A 22,229-nucleotide genomic window follows, 5' to 3' on the forward strand; every position below is an offset into this window, starting at 1 on the left:
ATTCGAACGCGCCGTCGTTCTTCCTTCAGGCCCTCCCCTCCGGGCCGCAGATGAAGGAGAAGGATAATGGCACATCGTATTTTCATGCCGGCGCTCGCGCTCGCCGCGTCGGCTATCGCATTTTCGACCCCCGCCGCGGCGCAGCTGCTCGGCGGAAGCGGCGGGCTGGGCGGCGGCTTGGGCGGAACGATCGGGGGCACGCTGGGCAATCCCACCGGGCCGATCGGCGGGACGCTTGGCACCGCGAGCGACATCACCGGATCGGGTCGCGGCGACGCTAATGTCGATCGCCGCTCGGGCCGCGTTCAGGGCAAGGGCCGCGCCGATGCGAACGGCAAGGGTTCGGCCGATGGCGATGCGAATCTGCTCGGCCGCACGATCGGCGGCGACGCCAGTGGTTCGGGTTCGGCATCGGGTGGCGGCAGCCTCGACGCGCAAGCCGTCGGCACCGATTTCGTCGGCCAGACCGCGCGCGGAACCGTCGGCACCGCCCGCAGTGCCGCTTCGACCGCCACCGGCACCGCGCGCGGTGCGGTCGGGACTGTCCGTGATCGGGCCGGCGGCGCGCTGTCAGACGTCTCAGGCAGTGCCAGCGGCGCCGGTTCGATCGCGGGCAGCTTCCAGGGCAGCCTCGGCCAGCTTGCGGCTTCGGGTAGCGGTGCCGCCAGCGGCAACGGCATGTTCGCGGTCGCTCCGGGCATGCCCGTCACCGACCCGCGCGGCAAGGTGATCGGCCACGTCCAGAATCTGCGCCAGACCGGTCGCGGCGTCGTGCAGGCGGTGACGGTCGAAGTGGGCGACCGGGTCGCGACGCTGCCCGCCGCGAACTTTACGGGTTCGGGCGACGTGCTCGTGACCGGCATGACGAAGGGCCAGCTCAAGGAAGCGGCCGAGCAGCAGGACGCCAGCGAGTAATCCTATGGGGCGATCGGCGATGACCCCAATGCCGCCGATCGACAACTGGGCGGGCCGCCACGCGGCCCGCCCTCTTTATGTCACCGTCTGCCACGTCCGGATCACGAGGAACACGAGGCCGAATATCGCGACCCATGCGAGCGCCATCTTGAGCCAGTCGGCCATCGGCAACCGGCGCGCGAGCAACGAACTCAGCACCAACGCGAACGCGCCGGCGAACCACAACGTCTGGACGAAGGTATCACCACTCATAGCTGGACCTCCAACCCGTCATAGCCCGGTTCGACCCCCGCGGGCAATTCGGCCGCAAGGTCTTCATAATCCATCGTATTATCCATATGGGTGATGATCGCGCGCGGATTGCCGACCTTGGCCAGCCCCTCGAGGGTCATCTGAAGGTGCGGGTGCGTCGGGTGGGGGTAGCGGCGCAGCGCGTCGATGACGAACAGGTCGACGCCCTGGAAAAAATCGACCATCTCGTCCGTAAACTTCGAAAAATCAGTGGCATATGCGATTCTGTGCGCACCGTCGCTGAAAATCAGCCCGCTCGCCTTGATCGGTCCGTGCGGCATTTCGATCGCCGAAACCTCGATCGGGCCGATCGATTGATGATCGTGGAGATCGATCGGGTCGACCGACGCCGGATAGCCTGCATTGCCAGCAAAGGCGTAGGTGAAGCGCCACTTCAATATATCGAGGACATGGTCGCGGGCGTAGACCGGAACCGCCGAGCGGCGCAGGTGCATGACTTGGCGCAGATCGTCGAGACCGTGGGTGTGATCGGCATGCTCGTGCGTCCAGATGACCGCGTCGATCTCGCCGACCCCCGCGTCGAGGAGCTGCAGCCGCATATCGGGGCTGGTGTCGACAAGGATCCGAAAGCCGCCGAGCGATACCATGATCGAAGCGCGGCTGCGCAGGTTGCGGGGATTGTCGGGATCGCACTGCCCCCAATCGTTGCCGATCCGCGGCACGCCCGACGACGTGCCGCAACCCAGAATTCTCAGCTTCATTGCGCGCGCGACGTCATGGTGCCGCCTTGTCGAAAAGCGCGTAGAAATTGGCGCTTGTCGCGGCCGCCAAGGCCTCGCGTTCCTCGCCGCGAAGGTCGGCGAGGAACGCAAGTGTGTCGGCGACGAAGGCGGGCTCGCCGGGCTTGCCGCGGTGCGGGACGGGGGCGAGGAAGGGAGAGTCGGTTTCGATCAGCAGCCGGTCCTGCGGCAACCATTTGGCGGTCGCCTGAAGATCGGCGGCATTCTTGAAGGTCACGATTCCCGAAATCGAGATGTAGAGGCCGAGATCGAGCGCCTTGCGCGCGAAATCGTCGCTCGCGGTGAAGCAGTGGATCACGCCGGGGAAGCTCGCCCGGCCCATCTCCTCGCCGAGCAGCGCCAGCGTATCGGCCTCGGCATCGCGCGTATGGACGATGATCGGAAGTCCGGTTTGCTGCGAGGCATGGATATGGCGGCGGAAACTATCCTGTTGGCGCGCCCGGTCGCTCTTGTCGTAATAATAGTCGAGCCCGGTTTCGCCGATCCCGATCACGCGCGGGTGCGCGGCGCGTTCGACGAGCTTGGCGGTATCGACGTCGGGATGATGGTCGGCGTCGTGCGGATGGATGCCCACGCTCGCCCAGACGTCCTCATTGGCTTCGGCTGCGGCGAGCACCTCGTCCCATTCGCTTTCGCGCGTCGCGATGTTGAGCATCGCGGTGACGCCTTTTGCCCGCGCGCGCGCCAGCACCTCGCCCTGCTGCTCGGCAAGCCCCTTGTAATTAAGGTGGCAGTGCGAATCGACGAGCATCAGGCCTCGCCTCCCCCTTCGCCCTCGGGCAATTCGAGGCGCGGGAAGATCGGTACAGGCTGGCCGACCGCGAAGTCGCTTGCAACCAGCTTCGCGAACCAGTCCGTGTCGCCAAGTGCAGCAAAATCGCGCGCATCCTTGGCGATGCCCATCTGATCGAGCAACTTGTCGGCCGCCGCGGGCACGACTGGACGGATCGCGATCGCCAGCGTGCGGACCGCCTGAAACAGCGTCATCAGCACCGCGCGCATGCGTTCGGGGTCGGCCTTGCGCAGCGCCCAGGGCGCCTGTGTATCGACATATTGGTTGCAGACGAAGACGGCGCGAATCCAGTCCTCGATACCGACCGAAAAGGCGAGCTGCTCGAATTCGCGCGGTAGACGCACCGCCGCCATGTCGGCGAGCTCGGCCAGCAGGTCGATATCGTCTTGATTCGGCGCGCAGTCGTCCGAAAGCTTGCCATCCAAATTCTTGAAAATCATTGATAAGCTGCGCTGCGCGAGATTACCGAAACTGTTCGCGAGATCGGCGTTCGCGGTGCGCACGATCGCTTCGGCCGAATAGCTGCCGTCCTGCCCGAAGCTGACTTCGCGGAGCAGATAATAGCGCAGCGCATCGACCCCGAATCGGTCGGCGAGCGCCATCGGATCGACGACATTGCCGAGCGACTTCGACATCTTCTCACCCCGATTGAGCAGGAAGCCGTGGCCGAACACCTGCTTCGGCAGCGGCAAATCCGCACTCATCAGGAAGGCCGGCCAGTAAACTGTATGAAAACGAACGATATCTTTGCCGATCATATGGATGTTCGCCGGCCAGAATGTGCCGAAGTCGCTGGCGGGATCGGGATAGCCGAGCGCCGAGAGATAGGTGGTCAGCGCGTCGACCCAGACATACATGACATGCCCCGGCGATCCCGGCACCGGCACGCCCCAGTCGAAGCTGGTGCGCGAGACGCTGAGGTCCTTGAGCCCGCCCTCGACGAAGCGCAGCAACTCGTTGCGGCGGCTTTCGGGGCGGATGAAATCGGGCTGCTCGTTGTAGAGCGCGAGCAGCCGGTCCTGATAGTTCGACAGGCGAAAGAACCAGCTTTCTTCGACGGTCCATTCGACCGGCGTCCCCTGCGGCGAAAGGCGAACGCCCCCTTCCCCGTCGCTCAATTCGCTTTCGTCGTAAAAGGCTTCGTCGCGAACCGAATACCAGCCTTCATAGCGGTCGAGATAGAGGTCGCCCTTCGCCTCCATCGCCTTCCAGATCGCCTGCGAGGCGGCATGGTGCGCGGCGTCCGACGTGCGCATGAAATTGTCATAGCTGATATTCAGCTTCGCATACATCTCACGGAAATATCCCGACATTTCGTCGGCGAGGTCGATCGTCGCGCGGCCCTGGTCGCGCGCCGTCTGGAACATCTTCAGCCCATGTTCGTCGGTCCCGGTGACGAGCCGGACGTCGCGGCCGCGCGCGCGCTGGAAACGCGCCATGACATCGGTGGCGATCGCTTCATAGGCGTGGCCGATATGCGGGCGGCCATTGGGGTAGCTGATCGCGGTGGTGATGTAGAAAGGTTCGTTATTTTCGGACATGCGCGCGCCTTAGCCGCTGGCGCGCGGGAGGGAAAGCGTCAGCGTGCCGCCCGATCGTTCCGCGGCGCCAATTCGGCCAGGCAGTTGCCGATTTCAAATCCGACCATCGCGCCGTCATAGGATCCGCGGACCGCATCGCGGACGGTACGCTGGACGCGGTCCCACTGGGCGAGGATCGGCGCGATCTCTGAGACGGGGCGTTCGCGCGCGATGCGCGAGAGCAGGCCGGGCACGATATCGATCACCAACTCGAGACGGGCCCGATTGCTGGTGCCGCCGACCTCGCGGGCGAGTGCTTCGCGCAGCTTATTCTCGGGATCGCCGCTCGCCGCGATCGCGAGCAACTTCTTCTCCATGGCCGCGACGTCGCTATCGACGAGCGCAAGCGCCTTGCCCGGAACCCCGCCCGATGCGGCGACAATCGCGCGCACCTCCTCCATCTCGATCATCGGGCGCAGGTCGTGCAACCATGTCGTCATGACGTCACGAGCAACGGGTTGAAAACGCAGGGTTCTGCACCGTGAGCGGATCGTCGGCAACAGGCGTCCGGGCGAGTGGCTGACGAGCAGGAAGAGGGTTTTCGGCGGCGGCTCCTCAAGCGTCTTGAGGAGCGCGTTCGCCCCGTCGGTTTCGAGGTCGTCGACCGCGTCGACGATGATCACCCGCCACTCGCCGAGCGACAAGGAGAGATGCAGGCGGCGGATCATCTGCCGCACCTGTTCGATCGTGACGTTGCGCGCGAGTTCCTTGGCCTTGTCCTTCGGCTGACGGGCGAGGCGCAGGATTTCGGGATGGTTACCCGCATCGACCAGCCGTGCTGCGGCATCGTCGCCGCGATCGTCGAGCGCGAGCGCTTCGCCTTCGCCGCCGCGCCCGTGGGTGACGAGGAAGCGTGCGACCCGCTCGGCAAAAGTCCCCTTCCCCATCCCCTGCGGCCCCGCCAGCAGCCAGGCATGATGGACGCGGCCGCCCTGCCACGCTTCTAGAAACGCCTTTTCGGCCTCCTGATGGCCGATCATGGCAGCCATTCCGTTAGATCTGCGATGATCGCGGCGGTCACCTCTTCGGCGCGCCGGTCGGCGTCGACGATCCGCCAGCGTCGGGATTCGGCCGCGGCCATTTCGACGAAGCGGGCGGCGAGGCGTGCCTGATAGTCGAGGGGCTTGTTTCCCATGCGGTCGCTGCCGCCGCGCTCGGTGAGGCGCCGCGCCGCCTCGTCGGGGCTGACGGTGAGCAGGAATGTACGATCGGGCAAGAGGCCTTCCGAACCGAAGTCGTGCAGCGCGAGCAGATCGGCATCGGTGATCCCGCCGCCGCCGCCTTGATAGGCGCGGCTCGAATCGACGAAACGGTCGCATAGCACCCAGGCGCCCCGGGCCAGCGCCGGACGGATCGTGCGCGCGACATGGTCGGCGCGCGCCGCGGCGAAGAGCAGGGCTTCGCTGCGCGCGTTCCAGCGGTCGTCGCTGCCTTCCATCAACAGCGTCCGGATCGCCTCGGCGCCCGCGCTGCCGCCGGGCTCGCGCGTCGCGACGACTTCAAGGCCTCGTCCTTCGAGCGCGGCGCTCAGCGAACGGATCTGCGTCGACTTGCCGACGCCCTCGCCGCCCTCCAGCGTGATGAAACGTCCGCGTGTCACGCCGCTAGCCCGCGAGGGATGAAAAGGGAAAGCGCGCCGTGCATGGACCGGCCGTAGCCCGACGGATCGGCTTTGTCATCTCGCCGCAGCAGCGCTTGCCCGGCCTTTCGCCGCAACCGATGTGTTGGTGGGTGCAAAGCCCCAATTCATCAGCCGTTCGGCCTCGTCGCGGCGCGCCTTTGCGCTGGACAGACCGGCCACGACCATGACCAGACGGCGTCCGTCACGCTTCGCCGAGCCGAGAAAGCAATAGCCGGCTTCCGACGTGTGTCCGGTTTTGAGCCCGTCGGCGCCGGCGAAACGGCCCAGGATCGGATTGCGGTTCGCCTGGACGATCGGCTGGCCGTCGGGCGATATACCGTGCTGGAATTTCGGGATCGAGAAATAGCGGGCATAGCCATCGGGATGATCGCGGATCAGCCGGCTGGCGAGCAGGACCATATCGCCCGCGCTGACCTTGGTGATACCGCCGTCGGGCCAACCGCTCGCGGTGCCGAATCGACTCGACGTCATGCCCATCTCTGCCGCCATCTCATTCATTCGGTGGACGAAAGCATCCTCGTTGCCGTCGATGCCGACAGCGAGAACCGATGCCGCATCATTCCCCGAAACGGTGATCAATCCCTTGATTAGATCATCGACGGACACCTTTTCGCCCGCGCGCAGGAACATGGTGGAGCCGCCTCGGCGTGCACTCCATTTCTTCCATGTCGCGTCTTCGACGGTGATGAGCTTGTCGCGCGATAATTTGCCCTTCTCGATAAGGTCGAGGACGACATAGGCGGTCATCACCTTTGCCATCGACGCGGGCGCGAAACGTTTGTCGGCGCCGCGCGAGAAGAGAATCCGGCCCGAATCCAGATCCTTGAGCATCACGATGGGCGCATCGGTCTCATAAGGCGCGCGGACGACCGGCGCGCTCTTCGGGCGAGCCTCGCCGGCCGATATCGCCGGACTGGAAAGCACAAGCGCCAAACCCGATAAAAGGATCGCGCCGGTTCGCAAAAACAGGGCTGGCTTGGTCATATCCGGTCGTCAGCGGTCGCGTTGGACCAGAGCGTCGCGGAAACCTTTGGCTTTCGCGGCGCCAAGCGCGCTGCGGGCTTCGGCGTCACTGGCAAACGGCCCCATACGCACGCGCCACAGATTTCCGGCCTTGCTGACGTGTCCTCCGACCGACTTCGCCGCGGCATTGGCGCGGCTTTCGGTGCTGAAGGCGCCGACCTGCACGACATAAGTGCCGGTGGCGGCAGGTTTCGCCGCCGGGGTCGCCGACTTGGCGGTCTGCGCGGGTTTTATGGCCGGCTCGGCGTTGGGGGCCGGCATCTTCGTGCCCGGGCCCTCGACGATGAAACGGTCCTCGCCCCCTTTTCCGGTCGCCGATGCGGTCGCGGGACTGGCGGGCGCCGACGCCGTCGCAGCCTTTGGCACCGGCAATTCCTTCGCCTTGGCGCGGAGAATCGCCAGCAGCGATTGGGGCGTGGCGATCCGTTCGCGGACCGACTGTCCGGCACGAAGCCGTGCGCGCTCGGCGGTGGGCGGGTTCGTGCGGCGTACGCGGACGGCGGTGACGCCATCGGTGATGCCCAGTTGCTCCGCCGCGCCGCGCGACAGATCGATCAGGCGGTCGGTGACCATCGGGCCGCGATCGTTGACGCGAACCAGAATCGTCCGCCCGGTGTCGAGCGCGGTCACCTCGACATAGCTCGGCAGCGGCAGAGTCTTGTGCGCCGCGCTGATCGCCGCCGGATTGAAGGTTTCGCCGTTCGCGGTCTGCTTTCCGGCGAGTTCGTCGCCATATGAGCCCGCGTAGCCGACCTCGTCATAATCGGCGACGTCGGTGGGCGTATAGGCCACCCCGCCGATCTTGTAAGGCTCGCCGATCATCACAGGCACATCGGCCACGCCCGTTGCCGTGGTCGCAGGCGCGGGACTTGCCATTGGCCCCTCCGCGCGCTGACCATTAAAACTGCCGCAACCGGAGAGCAGCAACGCCGCCCCGGCCATCAGGCCCCCGCCCCTAACGATCGATTTCATCCGCCAGCAACCCCACAGACAATGCGTAAAAATTGGAACAATTATAGTCCAATATCGCACGATAGTTACCGGTCAGCAAATAAGCGGTCCGGCCAGGGCCGTCGGGTTCGAGCAAAGTCGCCTGCACATTGCCGTCGGGCCAGCGCCCGCTGAGCGACTGGATGCCCGCCGCGCGCCATTCGGCCATCGAGCGCCAGCGGCTGTGACGGTCGAAAACGCGCGGGCATCGCGTCGGAGCCAGGCGATTGGCGACCGCGCCGCGATTGAAGCTCGCGGGGACCGTGACCGCGACGCCCCACGGCTGCCCGGCGCGCCAGCCGGCGTTGCGGAGGTATGAACCGATCGACTCGATTGCGTCGGCTTCGCTCGACCAGATGCGCGCGACGCCGTCGCCGTCGCCGTCTTCGGCGACGCGCAGATAGACCGACGGCAGGAATTGGGGGTAGCCGAAGGCGCCCGCCCAGCTGCCCTTCAGCACGCTGCGCGGCACGCCGCGTTCGACCATCACCATCGTCGCGATCAGCTCGGGTTCGAACAGGCTGCGACGGCGCCCCTCATAAGCCAATGTGGCGAGCGCCTCGGGCAAGTCGAAATTGCCGGTGACCTGGCCATAGGCCGTTTCGTGGCCATAAATGGCAATCATGATGCTCGTCGGAACGCCTGTGCGCTGTTCGATGCGCGACAGCAGCGGCAGCAACCGGTCGTGGACGCGCCGCCCGCCGCCGATGCGCGCGGCATCGACATGCTTCACCCGGTACGGCGCAAAGGCGGGGATCGGGGTATTGGGGTTTGGCGGGCTGCCCAGATTGTCGCGATCGAGCGCAACGACGCGCGGATTGTAACGCAGTCCCGCCGCGACGCGGTCAAAGGTGGTGCGCGACACGCCGCGCGCCTGCGCCTTGGGCCACAGCGACTGGACATAGCTATCGAAGCCGCCGTCGCCGCTTTGCGCATGAAGCGGTGCCGAAGCGGTGAGCATCCATGCCGACAGGAAGGCGGCGGCGATCCCGAAAAGGCGTCCGGTTCTGAAACGTATAGCGTGCATCATGTCCCCACCCATAAGCGACGTCTCGCACAGATGCGAGCGGCTTGACTAGGTCGCGGCGGGACGAGGCGAGTCATTCGCGCGACGGGTCGAGCGGGCAAGGTTTCGCTTGCCGCCGGGCACCCGCGCGCTATGGCGGCGGCACGAGGACAGGTGGCCGAGTGGTTTAAGGCAGCGGTCTTGAAAACCGCCGTGGGTGCAAGCTCACCGTGGGTTCGAATCCCACCCTGTCCGCCATTGCTGCATTCCAAACATGCTCATTCACGGTCAAGCGGCCGCACTTCCCCTTGATAATACGATATTTTCCAGAGTTTTGTCGCGCAATTTAGGTCAAGCATGATCAGCCATTTCCATCAATGCGGGGGTATGCTTGGGGGTATCGATCCAGAATTTGGGGGTATCGATGGCCGCGAACGTCTGGAGCGTTTTCTATGTCGGCGCCAAACGGCACCAATCGCTCCTTTTCAATTCAGATCCTCACCATCGTATTCCATCTTAATTCATCCATAGCACCCACCCCTACTTATAAGACTTTGATATAGCTATATTCTGGAAGGATTTTGTAGGTTCTTTCAGAGGAAAATTAGAGTGTTAACGGATGCGGATTGCAGGAGCGCCAAGGGGCGGGCCCGGGCTTACAAGCTCGCGGATTCAGGTGGTCTTTTTTTGTATGTTACCAAGAACGGCCACAGGTCGTGGCGGCTCAAGTATCGTTTCGGCGGCAAGGAGCGGTTGCGGGTCATTGGCAGCTATCCCACTCTTTCGCTGAAAGAGGCTCGCGTTCTACGCGACGATGCCAGACGAATGTTACGAGAGGGCAAGGATCCGTGCGCAGAAGCGAAACGCGCAGAGCTCGTCGCACGCCTTTCCGCCGCGGACACATTCGAACTTCTTGCTCGCGAATGGCATGGGAAGCAGAAGCGGCGCTGGAAACAGGTGCATGCTGATGATGTGATTCAGAGCCTCGAACGCGATGTTTTTCCCGATCTCGGCCCGATGTCGGTTTTGGCAATCGATGCGCCAATGATTCTGGCCACGCTAAAGAAGGTCGAGGACCGGGGCGCTATCGAAACAGCGCATCGCCTGCGTCAACGGATTTCGGCTGTTTTCGTGTACGGAATCGCCTCGGGTCGCGCCTCATCGGACCCAGCCGCGTCGCTTTCGAAGGCACTCGAGCCCAAGCCGGCCGGAAAACGCTGGCCGGCGGTCAAGTCGATCGGGGGCGCCCGAGACATCCTCGGCATAAGCGATAGCGCGGAGGTTTCGCCGACCATCAAACTTGCTTCGCGGTTTCTGGCGCTCACTGCCCAACGCCCCGGCATGGTGAGATGGCTGCGATGGGACGAACTGCACGACATCGATCTCAACGATGATATCGATTGCCCGAACGCAATCTGGTTGGTTCCGGCGGCGAAAATGAAACAAGAACTGGCGTTGAGGGAGGACGATGAGTTCGACCATCCTGTCCCGCTAGCCCCCGCCGCCATTGCGGTTCTCCGAGCGTCGTACGCAATCAACAGCGCGAGCGATTTTGTATTTCCCGGCGGGAGGTCAATCAGGAAGGCAATGTCAGAAAATGCTTTGAGTTATATGTATTTACGCGAGGGTCTTCGCGGACGTCACGTCCCCCACGGTTGGCGATCGAGCTTCTCGTCGATCATGAATGAATGGACGTTGGAAAACGGGCGGGAGAAGGACCGTCTCGTCATTGATTTGATGCTCGCGCATATTCCTGTCGGAATTTCGGCAAGCGAACTCAGGTACAACCGCGCAGCATTTTTGAAGCGTCGCCGCGAACTATCTGAGATTTGGTCAAATATGCTTATGGCTGGAGCCCCCGCCGCCGGCAGCCTTCTAGAAGGCCGGCGACGGCGAAAAAGCTGAAACGCACATCACGCTGCCCGGCGACCTCGGCGGTTCATAAACCACTCGAGCACTTCGTTCAGCAGCCAAACCTTTCGACCCGCACTAAAATAGAAGGGCTCCGGGAAATCAGAGGACGCAGCATAGCGAATTGCAGTCGATACGCTCAGGTCGAACAGGGCGGCGACCTGCTTGATGTTCACAAATCTTGGCACTTCAGGCTTCATAGATATCTCCATTGGTTAGGAGATCATAATCGCCGCGTTACGGATTCTCGTAACCATGGGAGAATTACATTTCCGTAATTCTCTGAAATATAATCATATTTTTTCAGAATTTGGCTTTCGCTGACGCCGAATATTCTCCCGCCGTTTCAGGGCGTCGCGGATCGCGTCGACCGAAGGCGTTTCAAATCGGCTATCGAACGCCTGACCTCGATCTGTGAGGATCTGATAAGTATTCACCTGCAGCTCTTTAAATACTCGTTGCACAAAACGCGTGAACGGGCTCGGCGCGCCACCGCTGGTGAATGATCCGCTGTTTGCCTTGGCCTTCCGCGAAAGCCCCCGCTCATAGATAATGGCGAGGTCTTCCAAAAATGCATCGCGATCCTTATTTGCGCGCCGCCCCTTGGCCATGGCCAATGTCCCGCTTTGCGTGCCCCCAACTTGTGATGTCCGTGAGCCAGCGCGAGCCTTTGCGCGCGCATTATACTCCATTAGAAAATTCTCGGCGCCATTCGCCAGCCATGCGCAATTCAAGAGGCCGTGCGTCATTGCCAAGCCTGTCATTTGATTGTCGGCCCGGCGAGGCAACATTTGACCAACGAAATTGCCATCTTCTTCAGAGCCGAAGGCTCCATTTAAGGCCCATGCCAGCTGCCACAGCGCGTTGAGGCGCACGCCGTCATACTCGCCGGTTTCTTCGAAGTGGATCACGGCTTGACGGGCCAACTGATTGGCAGCTTCCGCGATCTTCGTGGCGCCATCTTTGATCTGACGCACGAGGCCAACAAACGAGGGGTCATCAAGGCGATCGCCGGGAATCTCGACGGCAAGCATATAGGTGAGGCAAGCGGTCGCTAACGCTGGGCGTCCTTCATGTACGATCCAGCCTCGGATCGATTGTGAAAGCTCCGACGAGGCGCCATTTTCACACGGAGGACGCAACGCAGCCTCAAATGCAGACCTGGTGAAGGCTTGGGAGAACAGCGTCTCGGCAGCCTCCCGATCGACGTAAGCCTTTCTTATTTCATATGACGTGAGGTTTCTGCCCTCCCGCGATTTCGTGCTTGGCAATTTGGCCTCCATTCATATAGCGGCCATAAAGCATTAGAATCTAAACAGAGCCTTATGAACTCCCTTGTGTGAGGGCACGCCAAGCTTGTTGTTCTTCGCGATAGAAACGAGCCGCGCTCAATATTGCCTCATCGTCCAGGACCGGATCCAGCAATAGCATCTCGGCGATTGCAACGCGGACATTCTGCATGATCACCTTGTCTGTTGCGTGTTCCTCGCGGCGAATCGTGAAGTGAACCCTCGCCGTCTCGCCCCGCGAAAACTTCCGCAGCTTCTCCAATCCGTCCGGTCCGATTGCTTCACAAATTGCTGGCTGCTTGGCGAATGAAACGAGTCGGTCTGCCATCATCCGCGATGCCATGAGATAGCCCTCAGCGGGCGAACGTATAATATCGCTCAGTCGCGCCCGACGGGCGAGACGAACCGCTTGGACGCCGGCGGAGAGTTGACGCAAACGCACCTTCGGCTCGAGCCTGACCGAAAGTTCGTCCGAGAAGGACTCGGACCCATCTTGATTGTTACACACGATAACAACCTCGCCCAGGGCCCCATAGTTGCGGCTTATCCGTTCGATGAACGTCGACGTGGCGGCGTTGGTCGACGCGACGGCGCAGAAAATAATTCGCGCGCCCCGATCTTGAAGCAGCCGCCATGTGGTCGACAAAAATGCCAGCACGGGAAGATCCGCGCTCTCAATGCCCGCCCCGAGATCGAAAACAAGGCTGTCGACATCTCGAGCATAGCGCTCCACCCAAGCAGGAGCTTGAGCGACTGTGCTGGTCCACGGGGCGGTCTCAATCTCCGATTTCCCGACACGTCGCGCTAGACCGCGATTTCCATCATCGACATCGATCAATCGGCACGTCCGTCCGCTCAGAGTGAGGGCTGCCTCGAGAACATCGGCGACTTCTGTCTTCCCTGAACCACCTTTCGGAGTCATCGTAACGAATACGAGCGGTCCGGAGCCAATTACATTATTCGCCGTCATCGACCCAGCGCCCCTGCTGTGTGCCAAAGAGATTTGTTTGCTCTGAAGATGACCGCGCTCGATTCTTGTTTGCTGAAGTTTCGGTTTTACGAACTGGCCGCTGCCTCATCGCCGCGGTAATGCCCTTCTCTCTGCACACGCGCTTGAAGGCGCTCTCGACCGCGTCGATGCTGACAGCGTCCTTATTTTCTATTGCCTTCGCGATCTGCGCCCAGGCCATCCCTCGTCGCCGCGCATCGAGGATATCTTCAAATCTGTCTTCGACCCGTCCGATCACCGAGCCAAGGTCCCGCCTGCGCTCCACCGGCGCCGCGAGTTTTCGCACCGCGTCGTTTCTCCATTTGCCTATATCGCTCATCGATACCTCCTGAACGCTCATTTAGATGAACTGGTAGGGGATCTAAATGCCTCAATAGACAAAAGAGCTAAGTTATACGTAATCGATGATGGATGACGTCGATTGACGTAGATTGAATTCTTCGAATAAGTTGACGAGTTCGGATTGTAAAACCATTCAATACTTATGGTTCGATCCTCACCTTTCTGCACCTGGCGACTCATCGGCGAGGCAGCCGGTTTAGCATTTCCCCGACTGGTTCAGTGTCGCCGCGCTTGCCCGGCCGAGGCCGCGCGATGCCGATAATCTGGTCGGCCTGCATATCGGCTAGATGCCGGCTCCCCATCGGCCTCATACGTCATCATAGGAACGAGCTAGCGCCCCTTGGCACGGCGCGCGCGCGTCGGACTAACGACCGGACGCTGCCCCTTCTCTTTCCAAGTGAGGTTACCGAGAAATATGGCCCGCTCGACTCCGGAGCTCCGCCCTGTTGGCTACCGGACAAATTTCCGCACATCGGAGGTGATGCTTTGCGGACCTTTGACAACCGTGAGGCGGCTGGCTCGCCGGTTTCCCGAGCCCATGTATGGCCGAACGGTTTGCCGCTTAGCGATTGCTCGCCGTGCTGGACGAGAGACCGGCATCTCGCCAATGGATTTGCTGGTCTCACGAGCGCGGCTGAGGGGAATGATGACCGGAGGCCAGTTGGATATACAGCCCTCTGCGCGACGGATCAGCGGATTCCACCAAGCCCTTCTCCCGATCTGAATTCTGACCTGCAGGTGACCGTTTTCGGTGCCCTGGGCGCCTCCCATTTTCGACTGTTTAAACGCCCCCGGTCTCGACGCCTCCGCCGCAGAGAGACGGAGCGGATTCGAGGCATGAAGGTGTCGGGCGGCGCGGCTGCCGCCGTGGCCGCCTGCATGGAGGAAATAGGGGAGCAGGATGGGTCATGTGTACATGACCGTTTGTGCGCTGCTCGGCGGAGAACCTTCTCGCAGCTAAGGATTGGAGAGTAAGTATGAGCCAGAAGAAGAACCCATCAACCGAGCCCGTAACGATCCGATTGCACAAATCGCACGTCGCTCGGCTCGAAAATGAGGCGGCCGCTGCGATGATGAGTCGATCAGCCTATATCCAGGCACGGCTACTTGGCGACGAGCCCCAACCTTGTTCTCGGCTTGCGGCGCTTGCGCACCTGATATCCATACATGCCGTCGTTCAACGCACCGGCGCAATTGACGCAGGGCAGCTGGATGAACTGAAGCTCCTTGTTCTGCAGCTTACTCGATCAGCTTACGACGAGGGTCGGGCTGGCGCATGATCGGAAAATTGATCGGGATGAATCGCCGCGGCTCGAACGCGCCGACTGGCCGGATGGATCGTCTGCGCAAATCCGTGTTTGCGCTCACGCGTTACATCGTTGACGCCGACCCCCACGCACTGATTGAATCGTCGGGCCACGACATCTTGTCACTTACCGATTACGCCCTCGCAATAGAGATGCTCGGCGCACAACCGGGCGAGAAGGTCGCCGCGTTCGGCGCCCGTAACCTGATCGGCAACGACCTCGCCGATTGGCAGGTGCAGATGCTGGCGGTCGCCGCTCGCGCACCGACAGTCCAATCGCCGCTGTTGCACATCATCCTCAGCCTTCGCGAGGGCGAAGTCTGGGCGGCCGATCAACGTGACGAAGCTATCGATATCGCTTTGACCACCTTGAAACTTGAACGATGTCCGGTGGTGTGGGCCGAACATTCCAACACGCAGAATCCCCACCTCCATTTGTCAGTTGTTCGGGTCGATCCGGCGACCGGCAAAGCCGCCGGCACCGACTGGTTGATTGACGACCTTCACCAAGCCCTCGCGCTGATCGAGGAACGACAAGGCCGCACACGCGAACCCGACGCACTATATATTGCTCGCGGTGGTGCCGTGTTCGACGCTGACAGCGGTGCGATGGTGCGCGACCGCGATGGCACCTTCATCTCCGGCTGGTACAAGGGCCGCGGAACAAAGCACAAGCGATTGCCCGAGGCATTGAACCGCCGCCGCGCCGATCTGATTCATGCTGCCGCAGGCGCCCATAGCTGGGCCGATGTGCACGAAGCTTTTGCAGCCATGAATTGCGCATACGACCGCGCGGGCAGCGGCGCGCGCATCGCTTATGCGGGGCAATCGGTGAAAGCCTCGGTTCTGCATTCAAGTCTCGCGCGGACGAGTCTCGAGAAGCGGCTCGGCCCATTCGAGCCCGATATCGGTCGGCTCGATTCCGGATTTGAAGCCTACCGCCACGCGCTTGATTCCCAACTTGCGGAGCTGCGGGCGCAGCGAGATCAAGAATGTGCTCGCATCGACGCGTGGGCGCAGTCGATCATCGACACACTCCCCAGCGGTGCCGACAGCAATATTCGCGCGGCAATTCTGGCTGAAGCGCGGGCTGCACGAGACTCGCTCCAATCAGCCTTCGCCCACGCAATAGACCAATGTACGCAACAGCGGCTGGGTCAGGAAGCCTGGATCGCATCAGGCCGCCCCGCCTTTCATCGAGCACAAACCCCGGCCCTCCTTTTGCCCGGCCAAATCGACGGAGTGGAAAAGAAAGCTGCATATCCGCCTGAATTCGTAAAACGCGACGTCAACTGGTCAACGCAATACCGGGACGCGTCCGGCGATCTCATGTTTACAGACCATCGCATCTTCATCCTCGTCCACCAGTCCGGTGATGTTCGAGCTGTGGACGGAGCGTTGCGCTTGGCGGCTGCGCGGTGGCGAACAGTCAGAGTGCACGGACCGGAAGCATTTCTGTCGCTTGTTGCCGTTCGCGCCGCCGAACTTCAGATCCCAGTCATTGACAGCGATGGCTGCCCCTTGGTGGTGAAAGCGAAATTGCCGGAGACCGACATCATCGTTTCTGTAGAATCGCAACCGGTTTCGTCTTCTTGGAAGGTGCCGAGTCCGGAAGATGACATTCAACGCCGAGACCGCATCGCTTCAGCAATCCGGTTTCTCAAATCACACCCCGGCCTGCCGCTGCGCCGGATCCGAGAGTCCGACAACGATGATGCGAACGGCCGGCGTGGCCATCTCGAAATTGTGGTGGACGATGATGAACTAGACCCGATGAGCCAACAATTGCGGCGGCAAGCCGTTTTTGATCGAGATATCCGAATCCAGGCTTTTCTTGAGGATCACCGCAGCAAGATGCTGCAGGAGGTGTACAGCCAGCTTTCGACAGCAGCGGTCAATCGGCTGCCGGAGACTCGCAGCGAGATTCTCGCATTATTGCCGAAGAAGGCGCATATTCGTCGAGCCGCAGCATTGGCCATGGCTGATCATGACTTCATTTTGATGCTACAGCGCGTACGCGAGAGGCTGCTGGAACAGCAGCGGGTACGGATCTTGCGCCGCCAGAAACTGAATTTGGAAGCCAGAAAGATCGAAAGAGCTCAATCTAACAACCTAGCGACCGAACGGGAGGAAGAGATGGGCGTTGAGTTGCAGGCCTCGCATCTCAGGAAACTCGGCCTAGATAACGGCCTTTGAATGTCGCAGGGCTACCAATCATGTGGCCCGCTGCCGGTTTGATGGACACCGAAAAAAGTTCATTCAGGCTACCCCAGCTTCGCGTTCGCGGTCGAGAGGACTTGACATGACCCCCTGATTCCACCAGCTGGGATTAGAGCCCAGCAACATTGTTGCGCACGAGCGCGGTGTAAGCAATGCGGCGCAGCCGTTCGGGGTGCTGCCGACGCTGCACCAACTTCGCCACCGCCGACGAGATTCGGCTTTGCTAGCGGGGCAGCCGACGCGGACTTCCCGTACGCCGTCACAGGCCAAATTATCTGCCTGCAATGTTGCCCCGCGATCACAAGCGCGGGCATAACAAATTTCTCTTTGAGCCGCCGCCCGCGACGGAGCGTAGCGACTTCGAGCAGAATCGGCAACTCCTGCGAAAGCAGGATAATCACTCGCTGAAGAGCTTCGCCCTAAGAGTCTCGATTGCAAGGGGGCTCGTTTTTTCGCCCAAGCGACCGGTCAATATCTCTATTGTCGAGTTCAATTCGACCGCCGCCAGCCGTTCGCCGAGACCATCGAGAAAATCCAGTTCGGCCAACAATCGGTCCCGGATTTGCGCGACCTCCGCTCGGTTACAATACTCGTCTTCCATGTGTTGATGCTTCCCATCTCGAGCAGAGACCGAGGCTGGCCCGGAACAAACGAATGCTCGCTCGCGCTATTCTCCTGGCTCCGAACGTTGAAATACGGGCAGCAACTCGAACCTCCCGCTATCGGGCAGCAGGCCGATCAGGCCAGTCTCGCAGAGAAGCGCAGCGACGCGCAAGACAGTGCTCTGCGGGAGATCCGTTTGCGTTGCGATCGCGGGAACGCTACGGCAGCCATCATTAACAGCCTCAAGTATGACACGGGCCTTGAGGCCCACGCCGCCGCAAAGTCCGTACTTGCGTAATCTAAGTTCCACGACGTTCGGACCCAGGCGTGTGGCACCGTCGAGCGGGGAGCCGTTCGATAAGCGGGCCACGAAAAAACGGATGTCTCGCGCTCCGGAGGCGAACGATTCTCACCGATTGCGTCCGCAAAGTCGCGCTGCTCCGGACTGAAGCCAGAATTTGCGGTCCGCATCGAGCTGGACGAGCCGCTCATGTAGTTTGTACGCTCGCTGATTGATTCCGCTAATCATGGCGTCCGAGACCCTGTAGTTCGTCAAATACGCCTCGGTTTTACCGTTATTCGTGCGCTCATGATGAAGGATCCGGACCCGGTTGGCACTCTTCTCACCTTCGACCTGCCACAACCCCTGAACGAGCACATTGCGATCACGCAATATATCCTCAGCTTCGGCGGCAATCGCCAATATCTCCTCGATCAGTTCGAGATGGCCCACATAGACCAGCCTGCACATCCGCACCCATTGCGCAATTCGTCGATCGCTCACAGTTTCGACAGTTTTGAACTCTTCGCGACTCTGGAATTCGGGGTATTCTTCGGCCAGCCGCTGGACATCAACGGCAACCAGCCCCTCGATCCGCCCGCACCAAGTGACGACGCTCCCAGTCATGAAAATGAACTGCGGCGACAATTCGGATTCCGGATCGCCCCCCATACCGACGCCCTCCCCCCCGAGTCTGAGCGCATCATTGTGCAACCTCATGACGTTCGCCGCAAGCGACTTCGCCGGCGGCGTGTGTCCCGTTTTTGTAGGTCGGGACCTTCCGGTCCGAGTTGCGAATCGTCCCCAGCCCGGCCCAGGATATTGAGGCGAACTCGGCGACAGCCTCCCGGCGGCGGGACGAATGTCTCGCTAGCGTACGGACGCCTTGTCCAACATCCTGTATGCGATCGAGAAAAGCAGCGTCTGACGGGTCGCCCAATAACCCGCAATCGGCGGCTATCGCTTATCATGAAATTGTGGCTTACTGTTCGATACCCGTGAGTCGCAAGGAACTAGGCGGACCAAGCTGAACCATGATGAGCGCGCCTTGACTCGTCCGGTCGATCAGACATGTGTCGGTACTCTCTGCACCCGGCCGCCAAGTTTGATTTGCGAACGCCCCGAGAGGCTCGGAGACAAGCATCGGGACATTTCCCTACCTTTTTCTTTCATGGTCTTTTCAGACCGATGACGGTCTCGGCCTACCTCTCGACGATGGCTGCAAATGCCGGAGAGCCGGTTCTTATTCAGATCAGATTGGCCGATACGCGAGCAATGGCAGGCCAAACCCAGATTCTGGTGCACAATATCTCGGAATACGGCTTCATCATCGAAAGCGACGGTGAGATCACCGTCGGCCAGCGGCTCGAATTCAAATTGCCGCACGGCAGTGCGGCGCGCGGCGAGGTCGCATGGACCAGCGAGAAGCTGGCCGGATGCAATTTCGATATCCCTATCTCGCGGGTTTCCCTCGACGACGGGCGTCTTCGTGACGCCGTCGCGAAGGGAAACGACTTGAACAACCCGGCTCGGTATCTTGAGAGTTTCGGACTACGCCTACGGCGGCTCCGCCTGGCGTTGACAATGTCGCAGGGGCAACTGGCCAGACAGATGGCGGTCAGCGTTCCGGCGGTTTGCGGGTGGGAAGCCGATAGGGCCCGGCCCAAACCGCACAGGATGGATCAACTGGCCAGGATCCTCGGCGTGGATTTATCCGAACTGCTGGGACATCAGGAAACGGCAAACCTGCAACGGCAGATTGCCGAAGCGCGTCAGGCGATTGCGAAGGCGGCGCGGGTTAGCGAAGACCGGGTTAGGATCAATATCGACTTTTAGGCTTGGGTGCTCACATCGAGGATCGGATGCGCGGAATCCCACCCGGCTCCATACAATCGGTCGCTGTCGCAGATCGGGGATGACGCTGCGCGGCGCTTGCGCCTTGCAGCCGGATGGCATTCTCCTCTACGGTTTAGAAATACATCCCGGCTTCTGGCGAATGCGTGGGGGAGGCTTGGTGCGGTCAAAGTCGAATGCAGGGCTGGCATTGCCGCGACATCTAGCGCTGCTCGATGGGTGGCGGGCGTTGAGTATAATCCTGGTCCTGGCCGGACATCTATTTCCGTTGGGGCCCGGCGCCTGGGGGCTCAATGCGTCCGTGGCCGCGACGGGCATGGTGATATTCTTCACCCTCTCCGGGTTCCTGATCACCCGTTTCCTCATCGAGGACGGCAATATCCGGCGATTTCTCGTGCGTCGGCTGTTTCGAATCATACCACTGGCTTGGCTCGGCATGCTGCTGGCGTTTGTCGTCGCAGGCGACGCGAACTCCAGGCAAGTCATCGGCAATCTGCTCTTTATCGCGAACCTGCCCCCCGCTTCACTGATCCCGCCCGGCGCGCATTTCTGGAGCCTATGTCTCGAGGTCCAATTCTATCTGGCAATCGCTTTGCTCCTTGCCGCGGGGGGACGCGGCGCACTGCTAATGATTCCCGTGGGCTGCGTCGCCGTCACGCTTGCACGGGTTTACTGGCTGCAGCCCATGTCGATCGTGACATGGTTCCGGATAGACGAAATCCTTGCGGGCGCGACGTTGGCGTTGATCTGCGAAGGCAGGCTCGGCGAGCAACTCCGCAAATTCGTGGCTACGCCGAAGCTGTTCCTGATTTTTCCGTTTCTGCTGGCAAGTGCTGACCTGCGGACCGGTTTCCTGCCCTATCTGCGCCCGTATCTGGCCGCCCTCATGGTCGGTACGTCGCTGTTTAACGCACCAGAGTGGATTCGAAAACTGTGTCACCGGCGCATGGTAAGCTATGTGGCGCAGACGTCCTACGCTCTCTATGTTTTCCATGGAATCTTCGCCAACAGCTGGCTTGGAACGGGTGATACGCTGGTCAAATATCTAAAGCGTCCATTTCTGATCGCGGTTACAATCGGCTGCGCTCACCTCTCGACCTTCTACTACGAGCGGCGCTGGATTTCGCTTGGTCGGCGTCTGACGGCGCGCAGACAGCAGGGGTTCTCGAATGACGAGGGCACGGTTCGGACGGCGGCATTGGAAAACCCGGCGGGCGGCTCGAATTAATTGGTCCGCCGTGCTCCGCGGACCCCACCTAGACCTCGATGTAGATACGGATCTTGTCCGGCGACGCGCCGGTGGCGCGGGCGATGCGCTCGCGACCTTCACGCATCAGTTGATCATAGGGTTCGGCCGCAATATCGACGATCAGCTGTGCAACGGAAACATCGAGCAAGGCCGCAAGCGCCGTCATGCGGTCTGGCTTCGGCCGGGCACGTCCGCTCTCCCACCCCGAGATCGACGGCGCGCTGACATCGAGCGCCGCCGCCACGGCCGCCTGGCTGAGACCCTTTGCAATGCGCAGGCGCTTGAGATTGGCGCCAAATCGGTCAAGCATACCGTGCGTTTCGGCTGCCTCGCTATGAAGATCGGATTCTTCCGTCATCGGGGAAGCCGCGTCGCCGCGCAGCTGCGCAGCAGCCAGAGCCGCAGGAGATATGGGCGTTTCGAACTCACAACCGTAAAGCTGGCCGCTTGCCCAGACCAACTTGGTCGTAACCGTACCGGCGTGCGGAAGCTCCACATCGATCAGATCAGCGACAGCCAGCAGCGCATCGGATTCTATGAGCATGCCCGTCAAGGAGATGTTGTGAATTCGGGCCGTGACACTTGAGTCCGCATGCGCGCCCTTCACTTCAAGCAGAAGTTTGCGGCGCGCCGCGCGCCTTTTACCGGTGGATGCGTCCGGTGCCTGGAAATATGCCGAAATTACCATGAGCTCTGTATCGGCGCACTCGGTTAACAATCTCATATTTTCAAGATCAAATTGCGCCTCTCCTGGCTGCCGCGCCGCGCCGAGCGCCGTTCCGTGCGTATCTCGCGACAAGCTCCGCCCTGTCCGGCGTTCCGGACGTTTACCACCTACAACCGCGGCTTGGGCGAGCAACCCGCGCGTGCGGCCGAAGCGGCCGACTCAGCGTTGCGAGACTTGTAACCAAATATAAGAAAACATGCGCATAAGTGCATACCCATCGCATAGCGACATGCTGCCCCTCGCGGATCGGGTAGAAGCAGATCCGTAGCATAAGCCACTCGATCACAGACGAAGGCAACCTAAACAAAAATCTGTTTTCATGATGAAATTTGAGACTTTTCGTTGTGCATCGCCAATCTGGCGCGGCGAAGCCTCAGCTGCACACCCCTCGCCTTCCGGGAGGCCTGTTCCTCCACGGGACAGGTTGAGCGTGGTAAC

22 protein-coding genes and 1 tRNA gene are annotated in these 22,229 nt (G+C 61.2%); 7 read left to right on the forward strand and 16 right to left on the reverse strand.

Going from position 1 to position 22,229, the window contains the following annotated elements:
* Positions 1–66: 66 nt before the first annotated feature.
* On the forward strand, positions 67–915 hold the full coding sequence (locus VFG17_RS16140; RefSeq protein ID WP_325030378.1) for a hypothetical protein: 849 nt from the start codon (positions 67–69) through the stop codon (positions 913–915).
* A 75-nt stretch (positions 916–990) separates the two neighbouring features.
* Here the strand turns inward: VFG17_RS16140 and VFG17_RS16145 are convergent, their stop codons facing one another.
* The 9 genes from VFG17_RS16145 to VFG17_RS16185 all read right to left on the reverse strand — a co-directional run bounded on the left by VFG17_RS16145 (position 991) and on the right by VFG17_RS16185 (position 9,025).
* A complete protein-coding gene (locus VFG17_RS16145; protein WP_325030379.1) occupies positions 991–1,167 on the reverse strand; it encodes a hypothetical protein in 177 nt (58 codons plus the stop codon).
* The gene (locus tag VFG17_RS16150; protein WP_325030380.1) at positions 1,164–1,928 is read right to left on the reverse strand and encodes an MBL fold metallo-hydrolase; all 765 of its coding nucleotides are present in this window, start codon (positions 1,926–1,928) and stop codon (positions 1,164–1,166) included. Before VFG17_RS16150 ends, VFG17_RS16145 begins: the two co-directional genes overlap by 4 nt.
* A 13-nt stretch (positions 1,929–1,941) precedes the next feature.
* A complete protein-coding gene (locus VFG17_RS16155) occupies positions 1,942–2,718 on the reverse strand; it encodes a TatD family hydrolase (RefSeq protein WP_325030381.1) in 777 nt (258 codons plus the stop codon).
* A complete protein-coding gene (gene metG, locus VFG17_RS16160; RefSeq protein WP_325030382.1) occupies positions 2,718–4,301 on the reverse strand; it encodes a methionine--tRNA ligase in 1,584 nt (527 codons plus the stop codon). Before metG ends, VFG17_RS16155 begins: the two co-directional genes overlap by 1 nt.
* Before the next feature lie 38 nt (positions 4,302–4,339).
* Positions 4,340–5,320 (reverse strand): DNA polymerase III subunit delta', encoded by a 981-nt coding sequence (locus tag VFG17_RS16165; RefSeq protein ID WP_325030383.1) that lies wholly within the window; start codon positions 5,318–5,320, stop codon positions 4,340–4,342.
* On the reverse strand, positions 5,317–5,940 hold the full coding sequence (gene tmk, locus VFG17_RS16170; protein ID WP_325030384.1) for a dTMP kinase: 624 nt from the start codon (positions 5,938–5,940) through the stop codon (positions 5,317–5,319). The genes VFG17_RS16165 and tmk overlap by 4 nt, the downstream gene beginning before the upstream one ends.
* Positions 5,941–6,015: 75 nt before the next feature.
* Positions 6,016–6,966 (reverse strand): D-alanyl-D-alanine carboxypeptidase family protein, encoded by a 951-nt coding sequence (locus VFG17_RS16175; RefSeq protein WP_325030385.1) that lies wholly within the window; start codon positions 6,964–6,966, stop codon positions 6,016–6,018.
* A gap of 9 nt (positions 6,967–6,975) precedes the next feature.
* Positions 6,976–7,977: a septal ring lytic transglycosylase RlpA family protein gene (locus tag VFG17_RS16180; RefSeq protein WP_414712961.1), complete on the reverse strand. Its 1,002-nt coding sequence runs from the start codon at positions 7,975–7,977 to the stop codon at positions 6,976–6,978.
* Positions 7,961–9,025 (reverse strand): lytic murein transglycosylase, encoded by a 1,065-nt coding sequence (locus VFG17_RS16185; RefSeq protein ID WP_414712962.1) that lies wholly within the window; start codon positions 9,023–9,025, stop codon positions 7,961–7,963. Before VFG17_RS16185 ends, VFG17_RS16180 begins: the two co-directional genes overlap by 17 nt.
* 144 nt (positions 9,026–9,169) lie before the next feature.
* Between VFG17_RS16185 and VFG17_RS16190 the strand changes: the two genes are divergently transcribed.
* Positions 9,170–9,259, forward strand: a tRNA-Ser gene (locus VFG17_RS16190).
* A 351-nt stretch (positions 9,260–9,610) separates the two neighbouring features.
* On the forward strand, positions 9,611–10,906 hold the full coding sequence (locus tag VFG17_RS16195; protein WP_325030387.1) for a tyrosine-type recombinase/integrase: 1,296 nt from the start codon (positions 9,611–9,613) through the stop codon (positions 10,904–10,906).
* An 8-nt stretch (positions 10,907–10,914) separates the two neighbouring features.
* On the opposite strand, the gene VFG17_RS16200 is transcribed toward VFG17_RS16195, so the two are convergent.
* The 4 genes from VFG17_RS16200 to VFG17_RS16215 all read right to left on the reverse strand — a co-directional run bounded on the left by VFG17_RS16200 (position 10,915) and on the right by VFG17_RS16215 (position 13,529).
* Complete coding sequence (locus VFG17_RS16200; protein ID WP_325030388.1) at positions 10,915–11,112, reverse strand: AlpA family phage regulatory protein; 198 nt, start codon at positions 11,110–11,112, stop codon at positions 10,915–10,917.
* Between the two features lie 93 nt (positions 11,113–11,205).
* The gene (locus tag VFG17_RS16205) at positions 11,206–12,195 is read right to left on the reverse strand and encodes a hypothetical protein (protein ID WP_325030389.1); all 990 of its coding nucleotides are present in this window, start codon (positions 12,193–12,195) and stop codon (positions 11,206–11,208) included.
* Between the two features lie 40 nt (positions 12,196–12,235).
* Positions 12,236–13,039 carry a hypothetical protein gene (locus VFG17_RS16210; RefSeq protein WP_325030390.1) on the reverse strand — a complete coding sequence of 268 codons (804 nt, stop codon included), beginning with the start codon at positions 13,037–13,039 and terminating at the stop codon, positions 12,236–12,238.
* 118 nt (positions 13,040–13,157) lie between these two features.
* Positions 13,158–13,529 (reverse strand): hypothetical protein, encoded by a 372-nt coding sequence (locus VFG17_RS16215; RefSeq protein WP_325030391.1) that lies wholly within the window; start codon positions 13,527–13,529, stop codon positions 13,158–13,160.
* Positions 13,530–14,529: 1,000 nt separating this feature from the next.
* Here VFG17_RS16215 and VFG17_RS16220 point away from each other — a divergent pair.
* Both VFG17_RS16220 and VFG17_RS16225 read left to right on the forward strand, forming a co-directional pair.
* Positions 14,530–14,832, forward strand: coding sequence for a hypothetical protein (locus tag VFG17_RS16220; protein ID WP_325030392.1), 303 nt, complete (start codon positions 14,530–14,532; stop codon positions 14,830–14,832).
* Complete coding sequence (locus tag VFG17_RS16225; protein WP_325030393.1) at positions 14,829–17,054, forward strand: relaxase/mobilization nuclease domain-containing protein; 2,226 nt, start codon at positions 14,829–14,831, stop codon at positions 17,052–17,054. The genes VFG17_RS16220 and VFG17_RS16225 overlap by 4 nt, the downstream gene beginning before the upstream one ends.
* Positions 17,055–17,475: 421 nt before the next feature.
* On the opposite strand, the gene VFG17_RS16230 is transcribed toward VFG17_RS16225, so the two are convergent.
* Both VFG17_RS16230 and VFG17_RS16235 read right to left on the reverse strand, forming a co-directional pair.
* On the reverse strand, positions 17,476–17,679 hold the full coding sequence (locus VFG17_RS16230; RefSeq protein WP_325030394.1) for a hypothetical protein: 204 nt from the start codon (positions 17,677–17,679) through the stop codon (positions 17,476–17,478).
* A 411-nt stretch (positions 17,680–18,090) separates the two neighbouring features.
* A complete protein-coding gene (locus VFG17_RS16235) occupies positions 18,091–18,633 on the reverse strand; it encodes a hypothetical protein (protein ID WP_325030395.1) in 543 nt (180 codons plus the stop codon).
* A gap of 516 nt (positions 18,634–19,149) precedes the next feature.
* Between VFG17_RS16235 and VFG17_RS16240 the strand changes: the two genes are divergently transcribed.
* Positions 19,150–19,797 carry a helix-turn-helix transcriptional regulator gene (locus tag VFG17_RS16240; protein ID WP_325030396.1) on the forward strand — a complete coding sequence of 216 codons (648 nt, stop codon included), beginning with the start codon at positions 19,150–19,152 and terminating at the stop codon, positions 19,795–19,797.
* Between the two features lie 79 nt (positions 19,798–19,876).
* Positions 19,877–21,043 (forward strand): acyltransferase, encoded by a 1,167-nt coding sequence (locus VFG17_RS16245; RefSeq protein ID WP_325030397.1) that lies wholly within the window; start codon positions 19,877–19,879, stop codon positions 21,041–21,043.
* A gap of 28 nt (positions 21,044–21,071) precedes the next feature.
* On the opposite strand, the gene VFG17_RS16250 is transcribed toward VFG17_RS16245, so the two are convergent.
* Positions 21,072–21,863, reverse strand: coding sequence for a helix-turn-helix domain-containing protein (locus VFG17_RS16250; protein ID WP_325030398.1), 792 nt, complete (start codon positions 21,861–21,863; stop codon positions 21,072–21,074).
* Between the last annotated feature and the right edge of the window lie 366 nt (positions 21,864–22,229).

This window comes from Sphingopyxis sp., from assembly GCF_035686825.1.
Taxonomy (GTDB): Bacteria; Pseudomonadota; Alphaproteobacteria; order Sphingomonadales; family Sphingomonadaceae; genus Sphingopyxis.